The sequence below is a fragment of the Shuttleworthella sp. genome (assembly GCF_057251025.1).
Window position 1 is genome coordinate 42,566 of sequence record NZ_DBHIDN010000005.1, and the last position, 23,818, is coordinate 66,383.

The 23,818-nt window shown below is 56.7% G+C and carries 20 protein-coding genes and 1 tRNA gene; 2 read left to right on the forward strand and 19 right to left on the reverse strand.

Annotation, left to right across the window (positions count from 1 at the left end; genetic code table 11):
• Positions 1-10 precede the first annotated feature (10 nt).
• Together ACO5R6_RS02355 and ACO5R6_RS02360 are read left to right on the forward strand one after the other, a co-directional pair.
• Complete coding sequence (locus ACO5R6_RS02355; protein ID WP_485625581.1) at positions 11-1,390, forward strand: sodium-dependent transporter; 1,380 nt, start codon at positions 11-13, stop codon at positions 1,388-1,390.
• A gap of 385 nt (positions 1,391-1,775) precedes the next feature.
• Positions 1,776-2,261 (forward strand): acyl-CoA thioesterase, encoded by a 486-nt coding sequence (locus ACO5R6_RS02360; RefSeq protein WP_485625583.1) that lies wholly within the window; start codon positions 1,776-1,778, stop codon positions 2,259-2,261.
• Between the two features lie 121 nt (positions 2,262-2,382).
• Here ACO5R6_RS02360 and ACO5R6_RS02365 read toward each other — a convergent pair whose 3' ends face one another.
• The 19 genes from ACO5R6_RS02365 to ACO5R6_RS02455 form a co-directional block, all read right to left on the reverse strand.
• Positions 2,383-2,790: a hypothetical protein gene (locus ACO5R6_RS02365; protein ID WP_485625585.1), complete on the reverse strand. Its 408-nt coding sequence runs from the start codon at positions 2,788-2,790 to the stop codon at positions 2,383-2,385.
• A gap of 601 nt (positions 2,791-3,391) precedes the next feature.
• Entirely contained in the window at positions 3,392-4,927 is a 1,536-nt protein-coding gene (mgtE, locus tag ACO5R6_RS02370) for a magnesium transporter (protein ID WP_485625586.1), read from the reverse strand.
• 344 nt (positions 4,928-5,271) lie between these two features.
• Positions 5,272-5,943, reverse strand: coding sequence for a metallophosphoesterase family protein (locus ACO5R6_RS02375; protein ID WP_485625587.1), 672 nt, complete (start codon positions 5,941-5,943; stop codon positions 5,272-5,274).
• Positions 5,918-7,906 (reverse strand): BMP family ABC transporter substrate-binding protein, encoded by a 1,989-nt coding sequence (locus tag ACO5R6_RS02380; protein WP_485625588.1) that lies wholly within the window; start codon positions 7,904-7,906, stop codon positions 5,918-5,920. The genes ACO5R6_RS02375 and ACO5R6_RS02380 overlap by 26 nt, the downstream gene beginning before the upstream one ends.
• A gap of 26 nt (positions 7,907-7,932) precedes the next feature.
• A complete protein-coding gene (locus ACO5R6_RS02385) occupies positions 7,933-9,657 on the reverse strand; it encodes a phospho-sugar mutase (protein WP_485625589.1) in 1,725 nt (574 codons plus the stop codon).
• Between the two features lie 3 nt (positions 9,658-9,660).
• A complete protein-coding gene (gene hypB, locus ACO5R6_RS02390) occupies positions 9,661-10,353 on the reverse strand; it encodes a hydrogenase nickel incorporation protein HypB (protein ID WP_485625590.1) in 693 nt (230 codons plus the stop codon).
• Positions 10,350-11,048 carry a hydrogenase nickel incorporation protein HypB gene (hypB, locus tag ACO5R6_RS02395; protein WP_485625592.1) on the reverse strand — a complete coding sequence of 233 codons (699 nt, stop codon included), beginning with the start codon at positions 11,046-11,048 and terminating at the stop codon, positions 10,350-10,352. Before hypB (ACO5R6_RS02395) ends, hypB (ACO5R6_RS02390) begins: the two co-directional genes overlap by 4 nt.
• A gap of 56 nt (positions 11,049-11,104) precedes the next feature.
• A complete protein-coding gene (locus ACO5R6_RS02400) occupies positions 11,105-11,734 on the reverse strand; it encodes a uridine kinase family protein (RefSeq protein WP_485625593.1) in 630 nt (209 codons plus the stop codon).
• A complete protein-coding gene (locus tag ACO5R6_RS02405; RefSeq protein ID WP_485625594.1) occupies positions 11,731-12,279 on the reverse strand; it encodes an ECF transporter S component in 549 nt (182 codons plus the stop codon). Before ACO5R6_RS02405 ends, ACO5R6_RS02400 begins: the two co-directional genes overlap by 4 nt.
• A 147-nt stretch (positions 12,280-12,426) precedes the next feature.
• On the reverse strand, positions 12,427-12,798 hold the full coding sequence (locus ACO5R6_RS02410; protein ID WP_485625595.1) for a RidA family protein: 372 nt from the start codon (positions 12,796-12,798) through the stop codon (positions 12,427-12,429).
• 94 nt (positions 12,799-12,892) lie between these two features.
• A tRNA-Ser gene (locus ACO5R6_RS02415) sits at positions 12,893-12,981 on the reverse strand.
• A gap of 48 nt (positions 12,982-13,029) precedes the next feature.
• Positions 13,030-14,877, reverse strand: coding sequence for a ribosomal protection-like ABC-F family protein (gene abc-f / locus ACO5R6_RS02420; RefSeq protein ID WP_485625596.1), 1,848 nt, complete (start codon positions 14,875-14,877; stop codon positions 13,030-13,032).
• A gap of 27 nt (positions 14,878-14,904) precedes the next feature.
• The gene (locus ACO5R6_RS02425; RefSeq protein WP_485625597.1) at positions 14,905-16,488 is read right to left on the reverse strand and encodes a glucose-6-phosphate isomerase; all 1,584 of its coding nucleotides are present in this window, start codon (positions 16,486-16,488) and stop codon (positions 14,905-14,907) included.
• Positions 16,489-16,597: 109 nt separating this feature from the next.
• Positions 16,598-17,410, reverse strand: a complete 813-nt coding sequence (locus ACO5R6_RS02430; RefSeq protein ID WP_485625598.1) for a class I SAM-dependent methyltransferase — start codon at positions 17,408-17,410, stop codon at positions 16,598-16,600.
• Positions 17,411-17,436: 26 nt separating this feature from the next.
• Positions 17,437-18,375 carry a 3-hydroxyacyl-CoA dehydrogenase gene (locus ACO5R6_RS02435; protein WP_485625599.1) on the reverse strand — a complete coding sequence of 313 codons (939 nt, stop codon included), beginning with the start codon at positions 18,373-18,375 and terminating at the stop codon, positions 17,437-17,439.
• Between the two features lie 116 nt (positions 18,376-18,491).
• A complete protein-coding gene (locus tag ACO5R6_RS02440; RefSeq protein WP_485625600.1) occupies positions 18,492-19,961 on the reverse strand; it encodes an immunoglobulin-like domain-containing protein in 1,470 nt (489 codons plus the stop codon).
• Positions 19,962-20,084: 123 nt separating this feature from the next.
• Positions 20,085-20,978, reverse strand: coding sequence for a DMT family transporter (locus ACO5R6_RS02445; RefSeq protein ID WP_485625601.1), 894 nt, complete (start codon positions 20,976-20,978; stop codon positions 20,085-20,087).
• A gap of 97 nt (positions 20,979-21,075) precedes the next feature.
• Positions 21,076-22,470, reverse strand: coding sequence for an alanine/glycine:cation symporter family protein (locus tag ACO5R6_RS02450; protein ID WP_485625602.1), 1,395 nt, complete (start codon positions 22,468-22,470; stop codon positions 21,076-21,078).
• 143 nt (positions 22,471-22,613) lie between these two features.
• Positions 22,614-23,627, reverse strand: coding sequence for an aldo/keto reductase (locus ACO5R6_RS02455; RefSeq protein WP_485625616.1), 1,014 nt, complete (start codon positions 23,625-23,627; stop codon positions 22,614-22,616).
• Positions 23,628-23,818: the final 191 nt, after the last annotated feature.

Consider the following 23,818-nt stretch of genomic DNA (forward strand, 5'->3'; position numbering starts at 1 on the left):
AGAAGAGGTTATGAGAATGGAAGAACAGCGCTCCAATTTTTCCGGAAAACTGGGATTTGTTCTGGCTGCCGCCGGATCCGCCGTCGGCCTTGGAAATATCTGGCGATTTCCCTATTTGGCGGCCAAGTACGGGGGAGGGATCTTCCTCCTGATTTATCTGATCCTGGTGGCCACCTTCGGATACGCAATGATTGTCTCCGAGTCAGCCATCGGCCGCATGACTCAGAAGTCCCCGGTCGGTGCCTTCAAGATTCTGGGAAAGGGCAAGGGAGAGGGCTTCTTCCGCTTCGGCGGCTGGCTCAACGCCATCATCCCCATGATCATTGTCCCCTATTACTCTGTCATCGGGGGCTGGGTCTTCAAATACCTCTGGGAGTACATCACAGGCGGGGTACACCGCGTCGCGGACGATAACTTTTTCTCCGCCTTTATCTCTAACTCAGTCTCTACAGAATTCTGGTTCGTTCTCTTCTCCCTGGTCACAGTGGGAATCATCTTCGCCGGGGTAGAGAATGGGATTGAGCGCGTATCCCGCCTCATGATGCCTCTTCTGGTCCTGCTGGCCGTTGTTGTATCCATCTACTCCGTCACCCGGCCGGGAGCCATGGAGGGGGTCAAGTATTTCCTGATTCCGGACTTCTCCCACTTCTCCTGGATGACCATTGTGACTGCCATGGGGCAGATGTTCTACTCGCTCTCCATCGCCATGGGAATCCTGATTACCTTCGGCTCCTACATGAAGAAAGAAGTCTCCATCGAGGGCTCTACCTCCAATGTTGAGATTTTTGACACAGCCATCGCTATTCTGGCCGGTCTTATGATTATTCCGGCGGTCTTCGCCTTCTCCGGCGCAGATGCCGCGGCAAACCTCAAGGCGGGTCCCTCCCTTATGTTTATCATGATCCCCAAGGTCTTTGATTCCATGGGCCTGGGCCAGTTCGGCGGTATTGTCTTCTTCCTCCTGGTCCTTCTGGCTGCCATCACCTCTTCCATTGCCCTGGCAGAGTCGGCCGCCTCCACCTTCCAGGATGAGCTTGGCTGGAGCAGGCGCAAGTCGACCCTCCTCGTCTCGATCATCATGCTGGTCCTCGGCTCCCTCTCCTCTCTGGGCTTCGGTGTTCTCGGCAGCATCAAGATCATCGGCATGGACTTCCTGGACTTCTTCGACTTCCTGTCCAACTCCATCATGATGCCCATCGCCGCCTTCGCTATCTGCATCCTGGTCGTCTACAAAATCGGCGTGGACCGGATCGCCGAGGAGGTCATGGTCTCCGGCAAGTTCAAGAGAAGGAAGCTCTACAATTTCGTAATCAAGTACGCTGCCCCCCTCTTCATCCTCATTATTCTGGTGTCCTCTATCCTGAATGCCTTCGGCATCGTAAAGATGTAAGCGCAGCTACGAGCAGGGTAGACACAACAATAAAAAAACACCGCCTCCCGAGCTTGCTCGGGAGGCGGTGTTTTTTTATTGTTGTAAGTTATCCGGCGACAGCCGGATAATGAAAGATTGCGAAGCAATCTTGAGTCTACCCGTGGATAAAAGCTGTCTATCGACCGAGCTTGCTCGAGAAAGCGATGTTTTTTATTGTTGTAAGTTATCCGGCGACAGCCGAATAATGAAAGATTGCGCCAGCAATTCCGAGTCTGCCCGTAAACGGACTAGGTCCTCCTCTTACAAATCTTCCGCCATTTTACATTTGCGGTATAATATCCCTGTCAAGCGATGGAATACCTACTTTGCAAGTATTCCATTGTCATAAACAAGGAGGCAATTCATGCAAGAGACAAGACCCCTGCGCAGCGTGGCCTACTCCCAGGTGGAGAACATGCACGTCCTGCGCCATGAAAATATCAACGGCACCGGCAGGCTCTATGGCGGCCAGCTCCTCTCCTGGATTGATGAAACCTCTGCCACAGTAGCCCAGCGCCACTCCGGGCGGATCATCACAACCGCCTCCATCGACCATCTGGAATTCAAGAGAGGGGCCTATCTCAATGACCTGGTCGTTCTCGTCGCCAGATTAACCTATGTGGGCAGGTCCTCCATGGAAGTCGAAGTGGACTCCTATGTTGAGGACCAGCAGGGCTTCCGCCACATGATCAACCGGGCCTTCCTCACCTATGTCTCTATTGACGAGAAGGGAAAACCTGTTCCCATCCCCTACGGGCTTGAAATTAAGACCGAGGCCGAACGGGCTCGCTATCAGGCCGCTCTGGCCCGCAAAGAGCATCGAATTCTTCGCAGGAGTCAAGGCTTCTGATCTGTCCGCACAGAAAGCTTATCTTTCAGCGTGAAATACCTGTGAGATAACCGTTGCCTTTCAACTCGCAGCCTTTCCCGTCGTGTATATCGCTCTAAAAATCCTGCCGTGTGCAGCGAAATTACATAGAGAAGAATCCAAAACTTTTAAACTTAAGTTCACCATCCCCATGAAAGTGAAGATAAAGAGCTGACTTCCCCGGCTGAACCGCAATCGGGATCAGATAATTCTGCCAGTCCGAGTTCCTGACCTCAAGATCAATCTCTCCCAAAACCTTCTTCCCGCTTTCATCCGCTGTAACCAGAATATCTCCTGCGTACTTACCTGACAGTTCCAGATAAAGCAGATCCTGGTCTGTAAATTCAAAAGAACAGTAGCCAAGGACGCTACCCTTCTTGACATGCGCAAGCCAATTCTGTGCCGGCTCCTCTTCCAGGATCGCCGCCGGATATGTTCCGTCTCCGACAAGGGTCTCCTTCTTTGCCACACGCTCCCTGAGCGCCCCATAAATATTGTAAAATTCTTCCATCATTTTCTCCTTGTTATGTCACGAAAAGACTTACCCGCCAACCTGACTCGGATCCATCCCGTGAAGTCCCCATTCCAGTTATAACCGACAGATAACCGGATACATTAATTATGCCATATCCTATTTCCTTGTACACGTCTCTTACGGCAGCTTTCAAAAGTCGCATGTCACCGGGAGTGCCACACAAAAAGAGACCATGCCCTGGCACAGCCTCTCATCGCAAACCTATAAATTTCCCAACAGAGTGAATTACCTTCACAATCTGTTCTTACAGTGCCGAAATCATACTTGCGGCACTTACATCACACTGCAAAGAGCTCGCTTACTCCTTTTCAATAACCAGGGCCATGACAAAGCGACTGTCGCCGGTGGAGAGCAAGTGCTTGCCGCCCTTATCGAACTTAAACTGATCGCCGGCCTTCAGCACATAGTCCCTGCCCTCGATGTCTCTTGCAGACAGACAGGCCCTTGAGGGTCTGGTCGGTCAGGTGATGACCGGCAGCTGGGATTTTTCCTCACAGTTCGAGGTCGGTTTGCATGCTCTCTTGCGCGGCTGGAACACTAAAAACAGAGACATGGCCTGACCTTTTATCTTATATCCCTAGTAGTGCAGCATCTGAATCAGGAAGACCCAGGCCAGACTGTAGTAAGTCACAACGGCAACCAGGTCGTTGACCGTGGTGATCAGGGGACCGGAGGCTGCCGCCGGGTCGATATGGGCCTTCTTGAAGACAATGGGAATAATCGTTCCCACCAGGCTGGAAATCGCCATGGCAATCAGAAGGGCCGCACCGACGCAGCCGGAGATGGCAAAGGCATAGAGCCATGGCTCCGCCTTGGCGAAGTGGAGATAGAGACCGATGGCCGGAATCGAAAAGGAGGCCAGAAGAATTCCATTGCCCGAGCCGACCCGGAACTCCTTCCAGATCAGGCGCATCTTCTGACCCAGGGTCAGATTCTCGTCCATAAGCACACGGATGGTCACCGCCAGAGACTGGGTTCCGACGTTTCCGGCCATGTCCAGGATCAGTGACTGAAAGAGCATGGCAACGGTGACTTCCGCCACAACCTTCTCAAACATGCCTACAACCGTAGATACCAACAGTCCCAGGAAGAGCAGGATAATCAGCCAGGGCATGCGCTTTTTGATGGATGTGGGCACTGTCTCTGACAGATCCTCCTCTGCTGTCAAACCGGCCAGCTTGGCGTAGTCTTCTCCTAACTCCTCATCGATCACCTTGACCAGATCCTGAGAGGTGATGACCCCAAGGACACGATTCTCTTCATCCAGGGCCGGAATGGAGTCCTCGGAGTAGTCTTTGATCCACTCAATACAGTTGTCGATGGACTCCTTGGCGTAGACATAGGGGTAAGAGGTAATAATCAAATCTTCCAGCCGGTCTGTCTGCCGGGCGATGATCAGGTCCTTTAAGTTGATGGCTCCATAGAAGACATCATTCTCATCCACCACATAGATTGTGGAGATATTGTCATTCTCCGCCGCCTGCTCAATCAGGCTTCTCATGGCCCCGCGCACATCGAGATTCCTCTTGATCTCGATGAAGTTGGTGGTCATGCGACTTCCGATCTGCTCCTCGCTGAAGGAGGCGACCATGGCCATTTCCCGGCGCAAATCCTTATCCATAAGGCCGACCAGAATCTCCCGCCTCTCCTGAGAGAGCAGACGCAGAAGATCAACCGCCTTGTCGGTATCCATATTGGAGATCATGGATATCTGCTTTCGGATATCCATCTCCATCAGATATTTGGCGGCCCGGTCCTCATCCACATACTCGAAGATATCCGACAGATCCTCAATATCCAGGATCCGGTAAAGACGCTTTCGCTCGGTCTCATTCATCATATCGAGGGAATCCGCGATATCCGAGCTGTGGTAGTCCATGATCCGCTCTTCCATCACCTTGGGAGAAATATTCCCGCGGATGATTGCGGCAATTTCTTCCTTGTAATTGGGTTTCTCGATATCCTCGTCCTCGCCAGGCTCAGACGTATTCTCCGGGCGATTCTGAGGCTCCATATCCTCCGGGAAGACCTTCTCTTCCCTGGCGGAAGACTCTTCTTCCAGCTGGGCGCGAACCAGCTCCTCCTGTGTGAGATCCAACTGCTTCTTCTCCATTCCAGGCTCCTTTCTCGGGCAAGAGCGGCCGGAATACGCGAGAAGAAAACTCCCTTCAGTGCTCCAGAGGAGAGTGTGTCTGCTTTCGCATTCGGCGCCAGTCTCGTATGCTGCCCGCTGCTATGTCTGCATTGCAACTTCGGACATGACCGTCATCGCTCATGAGCTCACTCTCCTTTCCTGTCAGCAGATGCCGATTTCTCAACATCCCGTCCCCACGATTCATCACGCGCCCCTTTTTCGGGCATGGCAGCGTCATGAGATCAAATGTATATATCAAAATGAGTATAACACTGCCAGACGCAAAGAACAGCGCTGATCTGACAATTTTTAATCCCGCGATATCACTTGTTTCTCTTCCGGCTCATAGAGACATAGAGATCGTAGAGGGCAGACCCCGTCTTGCCCTCCGGCGGGTGATCCTCATCCCCCACTTCCAGCTCATAACACTCATAGGCGTTAATGATTCTGGTCCCGACCTCGTGCACGTGGAAGCGGTCTCCCCCATAACTCAGATGGACATGGCCGTGGAGCATATACTTGGGCTTCCACTTGCGAATCAGCTGATTAAAGCACGCAAAGCCCCAGTGGGGCAGGTCCTTCATATCCCCGTATCCCTTGGCCGGGGCATGGGTCACCAGCATGTCAATTCCACCTCGCAGCGCGATCGAATTATTGATCCTTCGCACTCTCCGGCTCATCTCCTCCTCCGAATACTGATAGATTCCCCGGTTATATCGATAGGATCCCCCCAGACCCAGAATCCGCAGGCCGTGAAAATCATAGACCCTGTCTTCAATGCAGATACAGCCCTGAGGCGGTTTTCTCCTGTAATCCTGATCGTGGTTGCCGTGTACATAGAGCAGGGGTTTATTGGTCATGCTCACCAGAAAATCCAGATAGGAGGCCTTCAGATCTCCGCAGGAGATGATCAGATCTACATCGGCAAATCGGCTCTTGTCGAAGTAATCCCAGAAGGCTCTCTTCTCCTCATCGGCAATGGCCATAATCTTCATCGCGCGTCCTCTTTTCCGTCACCGTGTCAATGCCGCTGACGGCAACAAGCTCCCTGGCCTCATCCGTCAGCTCCTCCAGACTGGGAATGCTTCCGATCACATTGTCATTGAGCCAGTCCATACGGATGATCTCCCGACTGGAGAAACGCGGGGCCTTCGGCCCCTTGATCATCCCCTCCTGGGAGTGGATCTCCCCGTCAAAGGGATTGATCTGCCCTGACATGATGGCATCAACCAGGCGGCCGGCCGTCTTCCTGGCATAGAAGGGGATGTGCTTGGAGAAAATCATCTCCACCACTCCTGTCGACATTCCCCAGTAGAAATTGAGGGACCGGTTGTCCGGCCGCTCCTTGAGCGGTTCTGCCCCCTTGACGATCGGGCTCAAGAGCCTCTCATAGAATTTGCCCCAGTTGTTGAGGGTCGCGCAGAGATTGTGGATCATCCCCTCCTCATCCCTGCGATAGAGGCCGTACTCCCTGGAGGCCTGCTTGGGCCGAATCATCTCAAGGTCCGAGACCACCCGGATATTCTCCCTCTCCACCGTCTCCTCCCATTCATAGTTCTTGGATCCGAGCCAGTCCAGGTAGACCTTGATCTTGGGATCGATCATAGCCGCCCCGATCGCGAAGGCGTTGATATCTGCCACCGCTCCGAAGATAGGGTAGTTGGCCCGATAACCGACCTTGTGGTTATCGCTGATCATGGCGGCCAGCGCTCCCATAATGAACTTAGCGTCATAGGACCTGATGTAGTAGGTCGTGACCTTGCTTGAAATCAGGTTGACCGAGCAGTTCAGAAACCGAACATCCGGGTAGTATATGGCCGACCGCTGGGTGACAGGCATCATGGCGAGGGAACTTGTAAAGACCATCTGACAGCCCTCCGCGACCGCCTCGGCGATTGCGTCTTCCATCTTCTGCTCATCCTTGCAGTCATCGAAGGCCATGGTCATGACCGCCCCCTCGAAGCTGGACTCCAGGGAGAGCCTACCCAGTTCATGAGCGTAGGACCAGGAAGATTCCTCCTTGGGCTTCTCGTAGAGGAAGGCCACCTTGAGAGGTTTCTTGGCCGTATAGGCATCTCCCCTCTGGAGGAAGGAGAGGATCTTCCTGCTTCCCTTCTCCTCCTCTTCTGTCTTCGCGGTCTCAACCAGGGATACATCGCCCTGACCCCCAGCCAGACTGATCTCATTCCAGATCCGATCGATCTGTGTCTCCAGGTATGCTTTCCCCTCACTTGCCAGAGTCTCTATGGGGTAGATCGACAGATAGATCAGCATGGCATCCGCTGCGGTCATGTCGAGCTCGTCGCCGCCCCGCTCCTTGAAAATGCGCTCAAACATATAGTAGGCGCTCTTTAGGCTCTTGACAGCCTCCTCAGGCCAGCCGTGCTCTAAGTCCTGCCCGCAGGCCTCTGCCAGCTTAGCGTAACTCCCCTCATGAGAGAATTCGATGCAGTAGAGGGGACAGACTTCATAGAATTCCATGAACTCCCGGTAGAGGCGCCACTCTGCGGCCTCCTCCTCATCCCTGGGCTTCCCGACCGGCATAATACGGGTCACATTGGCCAGGATATCCTTGACCCCGGCATAGATGCTGACAGAGACCCTCTTATTGCCCTCCTGGACATAGAAGCGCCGCATGTACTCATAGACCAGGATCGGCTCTCGAATCCCCTCTTCCTTCTGCGAGTCATAGAGGGTAGACCATTTATCCGCGAACTCCGTATCCGCATTTAAAATGGGCATGAAGTTGGAGGCGAAGGAATTCTGCCGTCCCTTGGTCATGGTTCCAACCACCTTCCGGATGGGGATCTCGACCAGTCCCAGGTTGCGCACCCCTCCCTGCAGAGCGCCCGGCACCAAGTCCTCCAGGGCCGTCAGATAGGGATATTGGCCTGTAGCCATGGCCTCCTTGACACGGTGTTTCCCGATCTGCCTGGCGTTGTCATAATCGCTGAGCATACACTTATCCTCCTTGTTTGCATGAATTACTTGACCGACTCCGCCAGGTCCAGGACCGCCCGGGACAGGTCACAGACCTTGGCCCCGGCAATCGCCCGGCTTGCATCTCTTGTGTAGAAATAGAACTTGAGCTTAGGCTCTGTCCCGGAGGGCCTGAGAGCGAACCAGGACCCGTCCTCCATGACATATTTTAAGACATCGGCAGGTGGAATATCTCCATATCCCTCCCGGTAATCTATGACTTGGGCCAAGGTCAGACTGCCGAAGCCCTCAAACCGCCTCTCGCGAAAATACGCCATCATCCGCCTGATCCTGGCGGCGCCCTCCTGCCCCTTTAAGACTATGGAGACCGGATGGTCTGTGAAGTAGCCGTAAGTCTGATAGAGGTTCTCCAGCACCTGCCCCAAGCTCCTGCCTTGATCGGCGTAGTAGGCCGCCATCTCCGCTAGCAGCATGGCCGCTGCTACCCCGTCCTTGTCCCGGACCAGATCACCGGGAGCACAGCCGATGCTCTCCTCATAGCCGAAGAAGTAGGAGATCCCCTTCCTCTCAAGCTCCGGGATCCGCCCACAGATATTCTTAAATCCGGTCAGTGACTCGTAGACCCGGATTCCGTAGGCCCGGCAGATGGCGGCCCCGAAGTCGGAGGTGACAATGGACTTGATCATGGCGTAAGGCCGCTTGGCTCCGGCCTCCCCCCTCGTCCCCTCCTGCGTCAATCTGCAAGAAGCCAGATAGTGGATCAGAAGCGCTCCGGTCTGGTTCCCGTTCAGGAAGCGATACCCGCCCTGACCGTCCGGAATCTCTATGGCCATCCGGTCTGCGTCGGGATCCGTCGCGATCAGGACGGCCGCCCCCAGTTCCTTCCCCAGTTTCTCCGCATAGAAGAAGGCCTTGGGATCCTCCGGATTGGGATAGCCCACCGTGGTAAACTCCGGGTCCGGATCCGCCTGCTCCGCCACCAGGTGGAAATTCGTATAGCCCCGCTCTCTCGCCAGGATCTCAACCGGAATCCGGCCGGCCCCGTTGAGAGGGGTGTAGACCATGGGCAGGTCCAGCTTCAGCGCATCCTGATTCTTACAATAGAGGGAAGTCACATAGGCCAGGTACTCCCGGTCGATCCTGTCATCTAAGATGACGACTTCCTGCGGTTCTCTCCCCGCATCCGCCGGTTTCCGGAAGTCCTCAAAGAAGTCGTGGCTCTCGATCATCCGCTCCATTCCCTCGGAGATCTCCCCTGAGATCTGCGCCCCATCCATCCAGTAGACCTTATAGCCGTTGTATTCCTTGGGGTTATGGCTGGCCGTCAGGTTAATTCCGGCCGCGCAGGCCAGCCTGCGGATCGCAAAAGATAACTCCGGCGTGGGGCGAAGGGAGGGAAAAATGTAGACCCGTATCCCGTTTGAGGCGAGGATCTGAGCAGCCAGGTCGGCAAACTCCCCGGAGTGATAGCGGCAGTCGTAGGCGATCACAAGCCCCCGCCGGCATAGCTCTTCCTCCGGATGTCGGCGGTCATAGGACAGGATGTAGTCCGCAATACCCCGGGTCGCCCGGCCCACCGTGAGAACATTCATCCGATTGGTTCCGGCTCCGCAGATCCCCCGCAGGCCGGCCGTTCCGAAAGAGATGGTCTGATAGAAGCGGTCCTCAATCGCCTCTTCCCGGCCCCGGATCTGCTCCAGTTCCCGGCGCAGAGGGTCACTGCCGGGCAGTTTGTCAAGCCAGCGCTCATACTCTTCACGTGCCTTCATGCTTCACCTCCCGAATCCGGTCAGGTCCTCTGATGCGCTTCTCCAGGCCCTAACCCGGTCATAGAGCCAGTCCTCCCAGGCCTTCATCCCCTCCCCGGTCTTGGCGGAGACGGGAAAGATGCGGACCTTGGGATTCAGCTTCCTGACCCGGTCGGCACAGGCGTCCATATCGAAATCAAAGTAGGACAGGGTATCCATCTTCGTAATGACAAGAGCCTGCACCTTGGAGAACATAAGAGGGTACTTGAGGGGCTTGTCATCCCCCTCCGGCACCGAGAGAATCATGACATTAAGGCCGGCACCCGTGTCAAATTCGGCCGGGCAGATCAGGTTCCCAACATTCTCGAGGAAGATCAGGTCCTCCTCTCCCCCCTCCCTGTCAAGGGCCTCCAAGCTCTTTCTCGTCATGCCGGCATCCATATGGCACATGCCGTCCGTGTGGGCCTGAATACTTCCGGCTCCCAGCGCCTCAATGCGCCGGGCATCAATATCTGAGGCGATATCCGCCTCCAGGACGCCGATTCGGATATCCTTCATGTCCAGTAAGGTCCGGGACAGGAGGCTGGTCTTGCCGGCCCCGGGAGAGGACATGAGATTGATCAGAAGACGGCCGGAGGCCCGCATCTCCTCCCTGAGAAGACGGGCATCCCGGTCATTGGACTCCGTCACGGACTTGTGCAGCTCAATGGTTCTCATCTGTCCTCTTCCTCCCCCCGCTTACTCCGGAAGTCTTCCACCCGCTCGGTCAGCCAGTGAATCCAGTCCTCGAATCCCTCTCCTGTCTTGGCGGAGAGCGGATAGATGGAGATCTCGGGATTCAAGTCCGTCACCCGCACACAGCAGCTTGTGAGGTCGAAATCAAAGGCAGGTCTGACATCCATCTTGTTGATCAGAAGGCAGTCGCTGACTGAGAACATAAGGGGATACTTAAGGGGCTTATCATCCCCCTCCGGCACCGACAGGATCATGACCTCGGCCCCGGCTCCCACGTCAAATTCGGCGGGACAGACCAGGTTGCCGATGTTCTCCAGAAATACCAGGTCCAGGTCTGAAACAGCAAGCCCGGCAAGCCCCCGTCTTGTCATATCCGCGTCCATGTGGCAGGAGCCGCCGGTGTGGAGTTGGATTACCCGGACCCCGGTCCCGGCCACGGCCCTGGCGTCTACATCCGAGTCCACATCCGCCTCCATGACGCCGATCCGGTAGCGATCCTTCAAGGCCTCAATGGTCCGCAGGAGAAGGCTGGTCTTGCCCGCTCCCGGAGAAGCCATCAGGTTCACGAGGAAGACCCCCTTGGCCGCCAGATCCCTCCGAACCTGTGCCGCCACAGCGTCGTTATCGGCAATCACCCGCTCCTTGGTCTCAAGAATTTCAACTTCCCGGCTCTCCATAGGCCTATCTCTCCCCTCATTTCACGCCCGGTCAGCCTGTGCGCCTCATTCGCTCATCACGGAACCAGCCGCATCTCATCCCGATACTCCCCTGTCCATGCGGGACAATCCCGGGCGTAGAGCACCAGATCCGCATGCGGATGCGTCCGGCAGTTCGCAAGGTAATTCTCCTCCATGGGAATCCACCGCGTCTTGAAGCGCTCCAGCCCCTCCGGGCCGTTTCTTTTTCTGATCCTCTTTGCCTGCAGGACCGGATCGATGTCATAGAAGATCTTCAGATCAGCGTAATCGCCGTAATAGGGGTGAAGGCTGTATGCCCCCTCCACCAGACGGATCCGTCCGGCCCTCACGAAAATCGGAAGCCCGTAGTCCATCCTCCTGCAGTCGAAACGCCTGTAGGAGAAGGCATCTTCCGTGGGCAGGAGGGGAAGCACTTCCGCCGCGAAACGCTCATAGTGGACATTGCCCCCCGGCTCACGCAGGCGGTCCTCTGTGCGAAGATCCTCCGGCAGGAAGAAATCATCCATGTGAATGGGATCCAGGCCCAGGCGGGTACCCAAAGAGGCAGCCAGGCTTGATTTCCCGGCCGCCGCCCTCCCGTCAATAGCGACGACAAGCGCCCCCCCGGTCTTCTTCTCCGCCTCCTCTGCAATTCGGCTCAGAAGCTGCGCGAAATCTCCGCTCAAGTCTCGTCTCCCACAGCCAGACCGGCCCTGGTCAGGGCAATGACAATACTTGGGATGATGAGGATCTGAATCACGATTGCCGGAAGGGTCTTGATGAAATAGGAAGTCACCCATATCTTCAGGCTGTAGCCCGCGCCCGCTGAGAAGAGGAGTCCATGAACCAGGCCCGCGGCCACACGGCCGACCAACATAGCTGTAATCATGCTGATATAGAGATTTCTGTAGTTTCGCTGATTCTTAAAGTGTCCGTTGATCATGAAGCCGGTCACAAAGCCGTAGATGGCCAGTTCCACCATCATTCCGGGCAGAACGGGCGCCGGCGGCATGCCGGTGACTGCGGACGAGAGCAGGGGCCCGACGATTCCGGTAATAAGACCGGCGGGCCAGCCGAAGGTCAGTCCGGCGATCAGAACCGGGATGTGCATGGGGCTTAGCATGACGCCGCCGTTTGGAATAAAACGGACTAATAGGGGCAGAAGCAGGCAGAAGGCAATACTGACTGCGGTCATAACCAGGGTTCTTGTGGATACGAGAGACTTGTTCATTATTTGACTCCTTCACTGGAAAAGGGGCTGTGAAATTCTCCTCAACTTCACAGCCCCTCTCTTACTTCTTTTGGGTGATATATGCCGGCTCACAGGGCCCGCCCGGAATGAACCGATGCTCCCGACCGGCCGAAGGGAGGACCCGGCTCAGGCCTCCGCGATCACCTCAATCTCACAGATCACACCGAGGGGAAGGTCCTTGACTGCGACACAGCTTCTGGCCGGCTTAGAGGTAAAATACCTGCTGTATACTTCATTAAATGCAGCGAAATCAGCGATATCTGCCAGGAAACAGGTGGTCTTGATGACCTTGTCATAGCTGCTCCCCGCAGCTGCCAGGACCTGTCCCACATTCTTGCAGACCTGCTCTGTCTGCTCCGTGATTCCCCCCTCGATGACCTTGCCCAGCTCCGGAACAATCCCGATCTGGCCGGAGGCGAACACGAATCCATTGGCTACATACGCCTGCGAATAGGGGCCGACTGCCGCGGGTGCCTTGTCTGTTGCTACGAGCTTCATCTGATACCTCCCTCTTGATCTTTTTGAATGCCTGCTTCTCATTCTAACATAGATATTCGGCAGATACTGTCTGACCTGCGCGAATATCTCAAAACGGAGATGGAGGGATTTGAACCCCCGCGCCGGCAGAGCCGACCTACCGGATTTCGAATCCGGACCCTTCAGCCACTTGGGTACATCTCCAAAATATCGGATCGCATCCGCTCCGCAGGGGGCAGATGCCGGGACCAATCACCCTTTCGCATCGGGATGGTCCTGTAACCATAGATCATACCAGTCTGTAAGCCCTTTGGTCAATTCCTCTTCCGCATCTTCCACCGCTTTTGCGTCGTCCTCCCCCTCCCAGGCCCCGGACATATAATCCTCCAGACTTGGGATCTCCCGCATATCGGACCCGGCCTCGCCCTCTGTAAGCTTAGACAGCCGGTCCTCTGCCGCACGGATTGCCTCCCTGGCCCGGGCGTAGTCCCAGTCCCTCTCCACACTGTGGGAGGAGGCCGCACGGGGCAGATATGCCTTCTTCGGAACCGCTCTCAGGTCCTCGATCATCTTCTGCTCCCTGTCCGCGCGGATCGCGGCCGGATCCATCCCCCGGTCCGAGAGGTCCCGGTGCTGTCTGTAGTGATCATAGTCGAAGGGATAGTATTGGATTGCTTCCCTGAAGACAAGGAGGGAGTCCGTCACCTGCTGCAGGAAATACCGGTCATGAGAGGCGACCAGAAGGGTCCCCTCGTAGGAACGGAGGATTCGCTCCAGAGACTCCATGGCAGGTATATCCATGTTATTGGTCGGCTCATCCAGAAGGAGGAGATTGGGGCCTGCCGTCAGAAGGGTGGCCAGGACCAGCCGGGCCCTCTCTCCTCCGGAGAGGCGGTCTACGGGCTTCGCAAGATCGGCTCCGACGAAGAGGTAGGAGGCCAGGATCTGCCGGACCTGCCGGTCGCTAAGGTCCGGACAGGCGGTTCGGAAGTAGTCCCCCAGGGACATCTCCCCCCGGATCTCTGCGGAGAACTGATCGAAATAGGCCGGATCAATCGAAGCCCCCAATGTCCCCCTGCCGGACAAGGCCGGAATCTGCCCTGCCAGCGTCTTCAAGAAGGTGGACTTGCCGGACCCGTTAGGTCCTATGAGACCGATCCTGGACCCCCGGCGCAGCTTGAAATTGACCAGGTGCAGGGCTTTCTCATAGCCGATCTGCAAGTCCTCGGCCACATAGACCCACTTGTCCCCCCGCCTGGCCGGAAGAGTAGGGGCGGGATCCATGCAGATCTCCTCCTCCCGCGGCTTCTCCACCTCTTCCATGCGGTCCAAGATCTTCTTCCTGGACCTGGCGAATGCCGCCTTCCTGGGCTTATGCTTGAACCTCTCAATCAGGGCCTTAAGCCTTGCGATCTCCTCCTGCTGAGCCTGATAGGACTTGAGCTGACGGACCGCCTGTTCCCTCTTGCAACGCCGGTAGGCGCTGTAATTGCCGGGATAGACCCGGGTCTTTCCCGCCTCAAGTTCCCAGGTGACTCCGGTCACCCGGTCCAGGAAATAGCGGTCATGGGACACCAGGAGAATCGCGCCGGGATAGGCGATCAGCCTGTCCTCCAGCCAGGCCACGGCATCCAGGTCCAGGTGATTGGTCGGCTCGTCCAAAAGGAGCAGGTCGGGCTTCGTCAGAAGCGTGGCGATCAGGAGAATCTTCTTCTGCTGGCCCCCGGAGAAGGAGGCCAGGGGCCTGGCCGCCTCCTCCTTGGCAAAGCCCAGCTCCGTGAAGAGGCGGAGGGCTTCCGGCCCCTCAACCCGGTCGGATGAAACCATAGTCTGATAGGCGCTTGTCATTGGATCGATGCAGACTTCCTGGGGCAGGAAGCCGATCGAGAAGTCCCGCGCGCGATAGACCCCTGCGTCCGGGACCTTCTCATCGGAATCCAAATCAATCTGACCGGCGATCAGGCGAAGGAGACTCGTCTTGCCGGCTCCGTTTCTGCCGACCAGTCCCATCTTCTCCTGCCCCCGGATATAGAAGTGAAAGCGCGAGAGAATGGACCGGCCACCCAGGCTGACAGACCCCTCTTTGATTTCATAGAGCATATCTCTCTGCCTTCCCTGCGCCGGGTCTCAATCACACAGGCCGAGAAGGCCGGAGTAAGCCCTGAGCGCTCCCTCCGTCTGACCAGACAGGACTCTCTTGGCCAGGGTCTTCCCCAGCTGGACCCCCTCCTGATCGAAGGAATTCAAGTTCCAGAGGAAGCCCTGGAACATGACCTTGTTCTCGAAGTGGGCCAGAAGTGCCCCCAGAGCCTCGGGCGTCAGTTCCTCTCCGACAATAATGGACGAGGGGCGGCCCCCATGAAATTCCTTGTTGCGGTTCTCATCTTCCTTGCCGCAGGCGAAGGCCACGATCTGAGCCGCCACATTGGCGCCCAGCTTCTGCTGACTGCTGGAGCCCTCAATCGTGACATCATTGGCCCTCTGGCTCTTCTTAAAGCCGACAAACTGCAGGGGGATGATATCTGTCCCCTGGTGCAGGAGCTGATAGAAGGAGTGCTGGCCATTGGTTCCGGGCTCTCCGAAGATCACGGGTCCGGTCACGTAGTCTACGGGCTGCCCGTCGCGGTTGACTGACTTGCCGTTGGACTCCATATCCAGCTGCTGCAAGTGGGCCGGGAACCTGGACAGAGCCTGCGAATAGGGCAGAATCGCCGTGCTTGGATAGCCTAAGATATTGCGCTCATAGACCCCGATCAGGGCGTCCAGCATATCCGGATTCTTCATGGGGTCTGTCTCCTTGGCCAGGAGATCCTCCGCATGAGCCCCCTTGAGGAAGCGATCGAAGACCTCCGGTCCGAAGGCCAGAGAGAGGACTGCTCCTCCGACACCGGAGCAGGAGGAGTATCTGCCGCCGATGAAATCATCCATATAGAAGGCCGTCAAGAAATCCTCGCTGTGTGCCAGGGGGCTTGTCTCGGAGGTGACCGCGATCATGTGCTTGCCTGGATCCAAGCCTTCCCTCCTGAGAGCATCCATGACAAATGCCTGGTTGGTCAGGGTCTCTAAGGTAGTTCCCGACTTTGACACGAGGATAAAAATGGCATGAGCCACATCGACCTCTGAGAGAACCGCTGTCGCATCATCCGGGTCCACATTGGAGATGAAGTGAGCATCCATCCGGAAGCAGTCATTGACCTTGGCCCATCCCTCCAGCGCCAGATACATGGCCCTGGGGCCCAGGTCAGACCCTCCGATTCCGATCTGCACAACGCTTGTGAACTTCTCCCCCTTCTCGTTGACAATCTGCCCCCGGTGCACACGGTCGGCAAAGTCCGCAATCCGGGCCTGCTCCTTCTTGTAGAAATCTCTCTTGTTGACCCCGTCAACCACCACATCCTCTCCCAGCTGCCCACGGGTCAGCTGGTGGAGGACCAGGCGCTTCTCACCTGTATTGATCATCTCTCCTTGATAGAGGGCCCGATACTTCTCAATCAGCTGCGCCTCCCCGGCAAGCCGGCAGAGGGCGAGGAGGATCTTCTCATCCACCGCCTTGGCCGCATAATTATAGTCCAGGCCGGCCGCCATCGGGACATGGTAGGTCCGGACCCGCTCGGCACCTGCGGGAGAGCCCAGGGTCTCCTTTAAGTCAAGGGGCTTCGTCTCCCTCAAGAGCTTCAGACTCTCCAGCTGATCAAAATTCTTCCATTCCATGAATCTTCCTCCTCCATGCGTGTGCGCAGGCGATTCCGTCCTCCGGGATCTTCGCCCTCTGCCATCGCAGTGTCAACCCGTTCATTCGGTTTCGATCATACACCTTCTCTTAGGTCAGAACAATCACGTCATATCGAATCGCCTTTCCCAAAATCCGGTAGGAGGGCTTCTCCCCCGCCAGATCCGGTCCCTTGCGGGGCCGCTTGATTACAATCTTCCGGGGCCTTGCAGCCAGGGCAGCCGCAAGAAGCTCCTCTTCATCGGTGGCCGGCCGCTCCAACCGGTGAATCAGCTGAAACTTCTTCTTGACCAGACCCGACTTCCTCCGCTCGGGGAACATGGGGTCCAGATAGATCAAGTCCCAGTCCCCCGGCATGGCCTCACGCATCCGGCGGATGGAATCTCCCTCAACCGGGCGCATGCGGGCGGCCAGCTCCCGCAGGTAGATATTCGCATTTCCTCCGGCCCTTGCGATTGCATCCTCAAGGAGAAGGTGGATCACCGGATCCCGCTCCGCCAAATCGACCTCGAAGCCGGCGGCCGCGAGAATCAGGGCGTCCTCTCCCATCCCCGCCGTGGCATCCAGGGCGCGCAGAGCCTCCGGGAGTCCTCCTCCGATCCGGTCCGGCTCCTTCCTCTTGAACCGGGCTGCCTTGGCCAGCAGCTCATGCTCCCACCGGCCCGGGCGAACGCGGTCCATCATCCGCTCAAAATCTCCCCGGTTTCGCATTCCCTCCGCCAGCAGGCTGACCCCCTCCTCTGAGAATTCTAAAATCAGTGCACCGGCGGGGATCGGTTCCCGGTCCGTGATCTCAATCAGGGGAAGCTTCCAGAGATCGGCATAGAAGTCCGCTGCTTCTCTCTCCTTGACCCCGCCTCGGTAGGCGACGGTCAATTTCTTCTCTTGGTACAAGTCAGGCATCACACGGCCTTCCTCCGGGCGGGCCTTCATCGATATTGATAGAATCCCTCTCCGGCATTGACACCGGTCTTGCCCGCGTCGATCTTCTCCTTGAGAATGGCCGCAATCTTGGCCTGGGTGCTGGACGGATCCTTTGCGGCGGGATTTAAGATCACAATGTTATAGGCCGTGGTCAGACCCACAATGTCCAGGATCTGGAAGGGGCCGTAAGGGGAGCCTGTTCCCAGCTTCCAGGTCCGGTCGATGGTCTCATAGTCTCCGACCCCATTGGCCAGAAGGCTCTCCGCCGCGGTCAGGAAGGGAACCAGCATGGAGTTTAGAATATAGCCCGGCTGCTCCTTTAAGACCTTGAGGGGGATCATATTGATCTGATCCGCAAAGTCCACAACCTGGTCATAGTACTCCTGCTTGGTGCCCGCATGTCCCATGACCTCTGCCGTATTGCTCCTGTAGATGTTGTTGGCGAAGTGCAGGGCCAGGAACTTCTCCGGGCGCCCGGTAAATTCCGCAAAGGAACTGGGAAGGAGGGTGGAGGAATTGGTCACAATCACGGTCCGCTCGGGCAGGTACTTGGCGAGCTCCGTGTAGAATTCCTTCTTCTCCTCGATATTCTCGGCAATCGCCTCAATCACCAGGTCCGCATCCTTGGCGGCCTCCTCATAAGAGGTCGTAAGCTCAATGCCCCGATAGGCCTCCTCGACCCGTCTCTTTAATTCCTCGATCTCCTCCTCGGACAGGTCCTGCTTCTTGGACAGGCCCCTGGCATAAGCCGCCGGATTGTGCTTCATCTCCTCCAGGATCCCCAGATAGATCTTGTACAGGCGGTCCAGCTTGGGCTGGCAGCGGCCGATCGAGGCCTGGCTGCGCAGCCAGATCTTCACATGAAAGCCGGTATATGCTGCCTGAAAGGCAATCTGACTTCCCAGGACACCGCCACCTGCCACCGTGACATTCTTAAAGCTCATTTTTCTCCTCCTTTTATACAAAATAACAAGACAACCCTTTAGGGGAAGTATAACAAAAAACACCACCCGCAAGCCAGGCTCTCGGGTGGTATTTTCCGGTATTTTCCGTCTGCTCTTTAGTTGTTGATATGTCCGTGATGGGCCGGGAAACTGTGCTCGGTCATGGGCAGGAAGGTGTAGCCGTTCTGCAGGGCCCAGGAGATGAACCCGTCCATGGCATTGACCGTGAAATCCTTGATGTCGTGGCAGAGTACCACAGATACCCGGTTATTGGAGACGCCTCTGACGCAGTTGTCGTAGACCTCCTGTGAGGTCCGGACCTCGCCTCCGTCTCCCGAGCTCACGTTCCAGTCAGAATAGGTATAGCCCTTCTCCTTGGCCTGCTCCACCAGCTGGGTCATAATGCCCGCCGTGTACTTCTTGGAGATCGCATTGGAGGATCCTCCGGGGAAGCGGAAGAGGTTGATGGACTTGCCGGTCTTCTCCTGAATCAGATTCTTCATCTGGTCGTAGTCCGTCCAGTAGTTGTCCGTGCTGGCATAGACCTGGCTGTAGATATGCGTATAGGAGTGGATGGCTACCGTGTGGCCCTCATTTGCCTCCCTCGTGAGCATATCCTGATAGTGGGGGAACTGGTTGGTCGTAAAGAAGGTCACCTTAATATTGTATTTCTTCAGAATATCCAGGAGCTGCGCTGTGTACTTGCCGGGACCATCATCGAAGGTCAGGTAGATGATCTTGCCCTCGGTCGGCGTATCCGTCCCCTCGCTCGCGACATCCTTGGGCGCATCCTTGCTGACGGTCACCTGCCGGCTACAGGTCGTCGTGTTGTTGTGGGCGTCGGTCACAGAGTAATTCAGGGTATAGGACCCCTCCTTGTCCGTATCGACCGATCCCTCGACCTTGACCTTATCCGTGATGTCTCCGTCCACATTGTCCATGGCGGAGTACTTATCCTCGTACTTGCTCTTCAGAGCGACGGTGATCTTGTCGCCCCCGACCAGGTTGATCACCGGAGCGACCCTGTCGTCATAATTGATTTGCCGGGTCTTGGTCGCCGTATTTCCTGCCTGATCCGTGACGGTATAGGTCACGACTCCGGCCTCTTCCTTCTTCTGCACCTTGTCCGTCACATCTCCGTCCACGGCATCATAGGCGGAGTAGCCCTCCTCCTCATAGGCCTTGCCCGGCAGAGTATAGGAATCCGGCTTGGTCTCCAGGGTGATTTCGGGCGCAGACAGGTCCTTGACTGAGATCACCCTGTCTTCATCCAGCTTCCAGGGGCCCAGATGGGCCTTGAAGCGAACTGTGTAATCCCCCAGCTTGCCGGTGTCGACAGATCCGATCACTTGAAGCTTGGCCGGGGCCTTCACGAATTTCAGAATGCTTCCTGTCACATAGGCCCGTGCATCCTTGGCATCCCACTGAGACCGGTAGTCAACTTCTCTGGCTCCGTCCTGCGGGCTCTTGACCTCCATCTTCCATCGATTGATTCCAAACAGGAAAATCAGCGCAAGGAGTACAATCCCTGCCACTTTCCAGGCCACAGGAATCTTCCTCCCCTGGCTTCGGTTCTTCTTCAACATAACCATCTCCTTACTTCTTTCACTCCCGCATCCCATAGAACATGGACCCCTAAAGATCAACTCATCCCGGGTTTGTTCCAAGGATCCTATTATATTTCAGAATTTTCAGGAAGGAAAGACTTTTCATTCCTTCTCCTGACTGCGCATGGTGTACCTCCATTTGGCCACGGCCGTGGCGATGACAATCACATAACCCACAATGGACCAGGCATCGGGCAGTTCCGCAAAGAAGAGGATTCCCCAGAGAGAGGCGAAGACCACCTGTGAGTAATCAAAGACCGAGATCTCTCTGGCCGGGGCCAGCCGATAGGCATTGGTGACCGCAAACTGAGCCAGGGCGGCGCAGACACCTGCTCCCAGGAGACAGGCCCACTGGAAGACGGACATGGGATGAAAGTCGAAAATCATGAAGGGGAGACAGAGTAGACTCGTAAATGTGGAGAAGAAGGCCACGATCAGAGGCCCTCTCTCCCCCCGCATCCCCAGCTTACGGACGAAGGTATAGGCAAATCCCGCCCCAAGCCCTCCGAGCAGACCAATCAGGGCCGGCAGAGAGGCCAGTCCCGCCGTGGGCCTGACAACGAAGCTTGCTCCGATGAAGGCCAGAACCACATAGAGGATTTCTCTCCCGGCAGGAATCTCAGACAGGATGAAGACAGACGCAATGATGGCCCAGAAGGGGGACAGCTTATTGAGCAGGTTGGCGTCTGCCAGAGCCAGATGGTCGATCGCCCAGAAATTTGCAATCATGCCAAGACCTCCGCAGATCGACCGGAGGAGAAGCGATGGCAGGCTGCCCTTCTTGATACGAAGCTTGTCCTCTGTCCCAAGCAAGGTGATGATGGCGATGACCGCCGCAATGGCATTCCTGAAGAAGGTCTTCTGCATGGTGGGCAGGTCACCGGACATCCGGACAAAGAGGGTCATGAGAGAGAAGAAGAGCGAATCGACGATCACCAGAAGGATTCCCGCCCGGTGAGGGTTCTTCCTTATAAATTCCCTGATAAATTTCGGCATGTTTTCATCCTTCTGATTCTTCCCGGTCTCCTTCCGGATCCGAGGGGTCTCTCCGAGTGTGTCCCGTCAGAATGCCGTCTTCCCGGTCTTTCCCCGATCAGACCCTCTTCTCTCGGCCCTGCCGGTCCCTGATCAGGCGGACAAGGACGGGAGACAGGAAGAGAAGGGCGATCAGATTGGGGATCGCCATCAGTCCGTTAAAGGTCTCCGCAATATCCCAGAGCAGACCCAGATCCATGGTGGCGCCCACAATGGCAACCAGAGAATAGAGGAGGAGGAAGGGGCGGACCAGCTTGCCGCCGAAGAGAAACTCCACGCAGCGGGACCCGTAGAGCCCCCAGCCGATCGTGGTGGAGAAGGCGAAGCAGACGAGGGCCAGCATGGTAAAGCCGGAGACCCAGCGGCCATAGGTCGCGGTAAAGCCCAGGATCGTGAGCTCCGCTCCCGCCGCCCGGCCGTAATCCACCGGAATGCCCGAGCAGAGGATAATGAGGGCCGTCAGGGTGCAGATGACGATCGTATCCATGAAGACCTCAAAGATCCCGAAGAGGCCCTGGCCGACCGCATCATCCGTATCTGCCGTGGAGTGGGCGATGGACCCCGTCCCCAATCCGGCCTCATTGGAGAAGATCCCCCGGGATACGCCCTTCTTAAGGGAGAGGAAGGCGGAGCCGACCAGCCCTCCCGTCACCCCCTGCGGGGTAAATGCCCCGGCGAAGATCATCCGCATCACTCCGGGAACCCTGGTCCAGTTGCAGAGGACCACCCCCAGGCCGAGAATGATATAGAGCAGGGCCATGAAGGGGACCAGCTTCTCCGTCACGGACCCGATCCGCTTGATGCCCCCGAGCAGGACAAGGGCGACCAGGCCGGCGATCAGAATCCCCAGGATCAGAGAGAAGATCGGATGGTTTCCGCCGGGCAGAAGTCCAAAGCTATTCAGAAAGCTCTTCACCGAAGTCACAATCGTGTTGACCTGGGTCGCATTTCCGGTGCCGAAGACGGTCAGGACGCCGAAGGCGGCATAGGCCACCGCCAGCCAGTACCAGCGCTTGGACAGGCCGTTCTTGATGTAGTACATGGGTCCGCCGACATGCTCTCCCCCGGCGTTGGTCTCACGAAAATGGACGGCCAGGGTCACCTCGGCGAACTTGGTGCACATGCCAAGGAAAGCGGAGCACCACATCCAGAAGATGGCTCCCGGCCCTCCCAGGGCGAGGGCGCCCGCCACACCGGCGATGTTGCCGGTTCCCACGGTTCCTGCCAGGGCGGTGCAGACTGCCTGGAAGGGGGACATCGTCCCCTCCCTGGCCTCTGTCTTGTCGAAGAGCTTGCCCAGGGTATTTCGCATGGCTGCGGGGAACTTGCGGACCTGAATGAAGCGGGTTCGGATGGTCAGGAAGATCCCCACCCCGATGATGGCGATCATAGCCGGCACGCCCCAGATGAAGTTGCTTACGGCCTCGTTGACCCGCTGAATGACTTCTAACATAAACTGCCCCTGTTTCCCACTTAAAATCGCCTCTTACTTTAGCAAATGATCAGTGGAATCGCAATCATATGCAGGCCCGCCATGTCCGGATTGCAGGCCGCCGGGTCCGGATTCCGGGCTCAGCCCCGCAAGGGCCCACGGTCCTACCGGGCGATCCGTCCATCCTCATCCCAGAGGTCGTGCCAGTCCTTGGCTCCCGGCCAGAGGAAAACCTGCCCCTTGACCAGGCGGTTATTGGCCTCTAAGGTCTTGATCCGGTCCATCTCCTCCTCTGTCAGAGGGTCATCGTCAATGGTGCAGGCCAGATTACTGATATATTTCTCCTCGCACACGGAGAAGGGGATCGGGATCGCCCCCCTCTGCACGGCCCACTTCAGGCAGATCAGAGCCGGATGGCAGTGATGAGCCGCCGCGATCTCCTGCATCAGAGGCGTCTCCATATCGGCAATATCGCCCTGCTCTATATCGCGCTCCGGTCTCTGGGGAGAGCCGAGCGGCATGAAACCGACCGGTTGAATCCCGTGTCCCCGCAGGTAGTTGAAGACCTCCTCCTGCTGAAAGCAGGGATGCTCCTCGAACTCGCACATGGCCGGTTTGATGCGGCAGAGCGGGAGGGTAGCCTCCAGCTTCGGGACCGTCATGCTTGACATGCCGATGCCCTTGGTCAATCCCATATCTACCAGGTGCTCCATCTGCCTCCAGGTCTTCATGAAACGTTCCACAGCGAAGGGCTTTGCCTCCGGATTTCGGCTGTTCACGTCGCAGTTCGGCGCATGGTAGTTCGGGAACGGCCAGTGAAGAAAATACATATCGACATAGTCAAGCTTCAAGTCCTTCAGGCTCTTGGCTATGGCAATCAGAATATCACCGTCACCGTGCATGTCATTCCAGGCCTTGGTCATGATCACAAGATCTTCCCTCTTGCAGATTCCCCGGCGAAATGCCCGCTGGAATACGTCGCCGATCATAGCCTCGTTGCCATAGCAGGCGGCGCAGTCGAACATGCGGTAGCCGGCCTTGAGTGCCCCGTAGACCGCCTCTGACACCTGCTCTGCGCTAAAGCGATCGGAGCCGAATGTCCCCATGCCGATGCAGGGCACTTCCTGCCCGTTATTCAATACGATTTTCGGAATCGCATCCGGATGAATGGTTCCCATAACAAAGTCCTCCTTCAAATTCTGAATGTTCACCTGTCGTCCTGTAAGCAAAGCACGGCCTGCCCCGGGCCTCCCGCTCGCGCAGCCCTTCCTCATGCGGTCAGATCCATTCGGTCAAATCGATTCGATCAGATCCATTCGATCAGATCCATTCGATCAGATCCATTCGATCAGATCCATTCGATCAGATC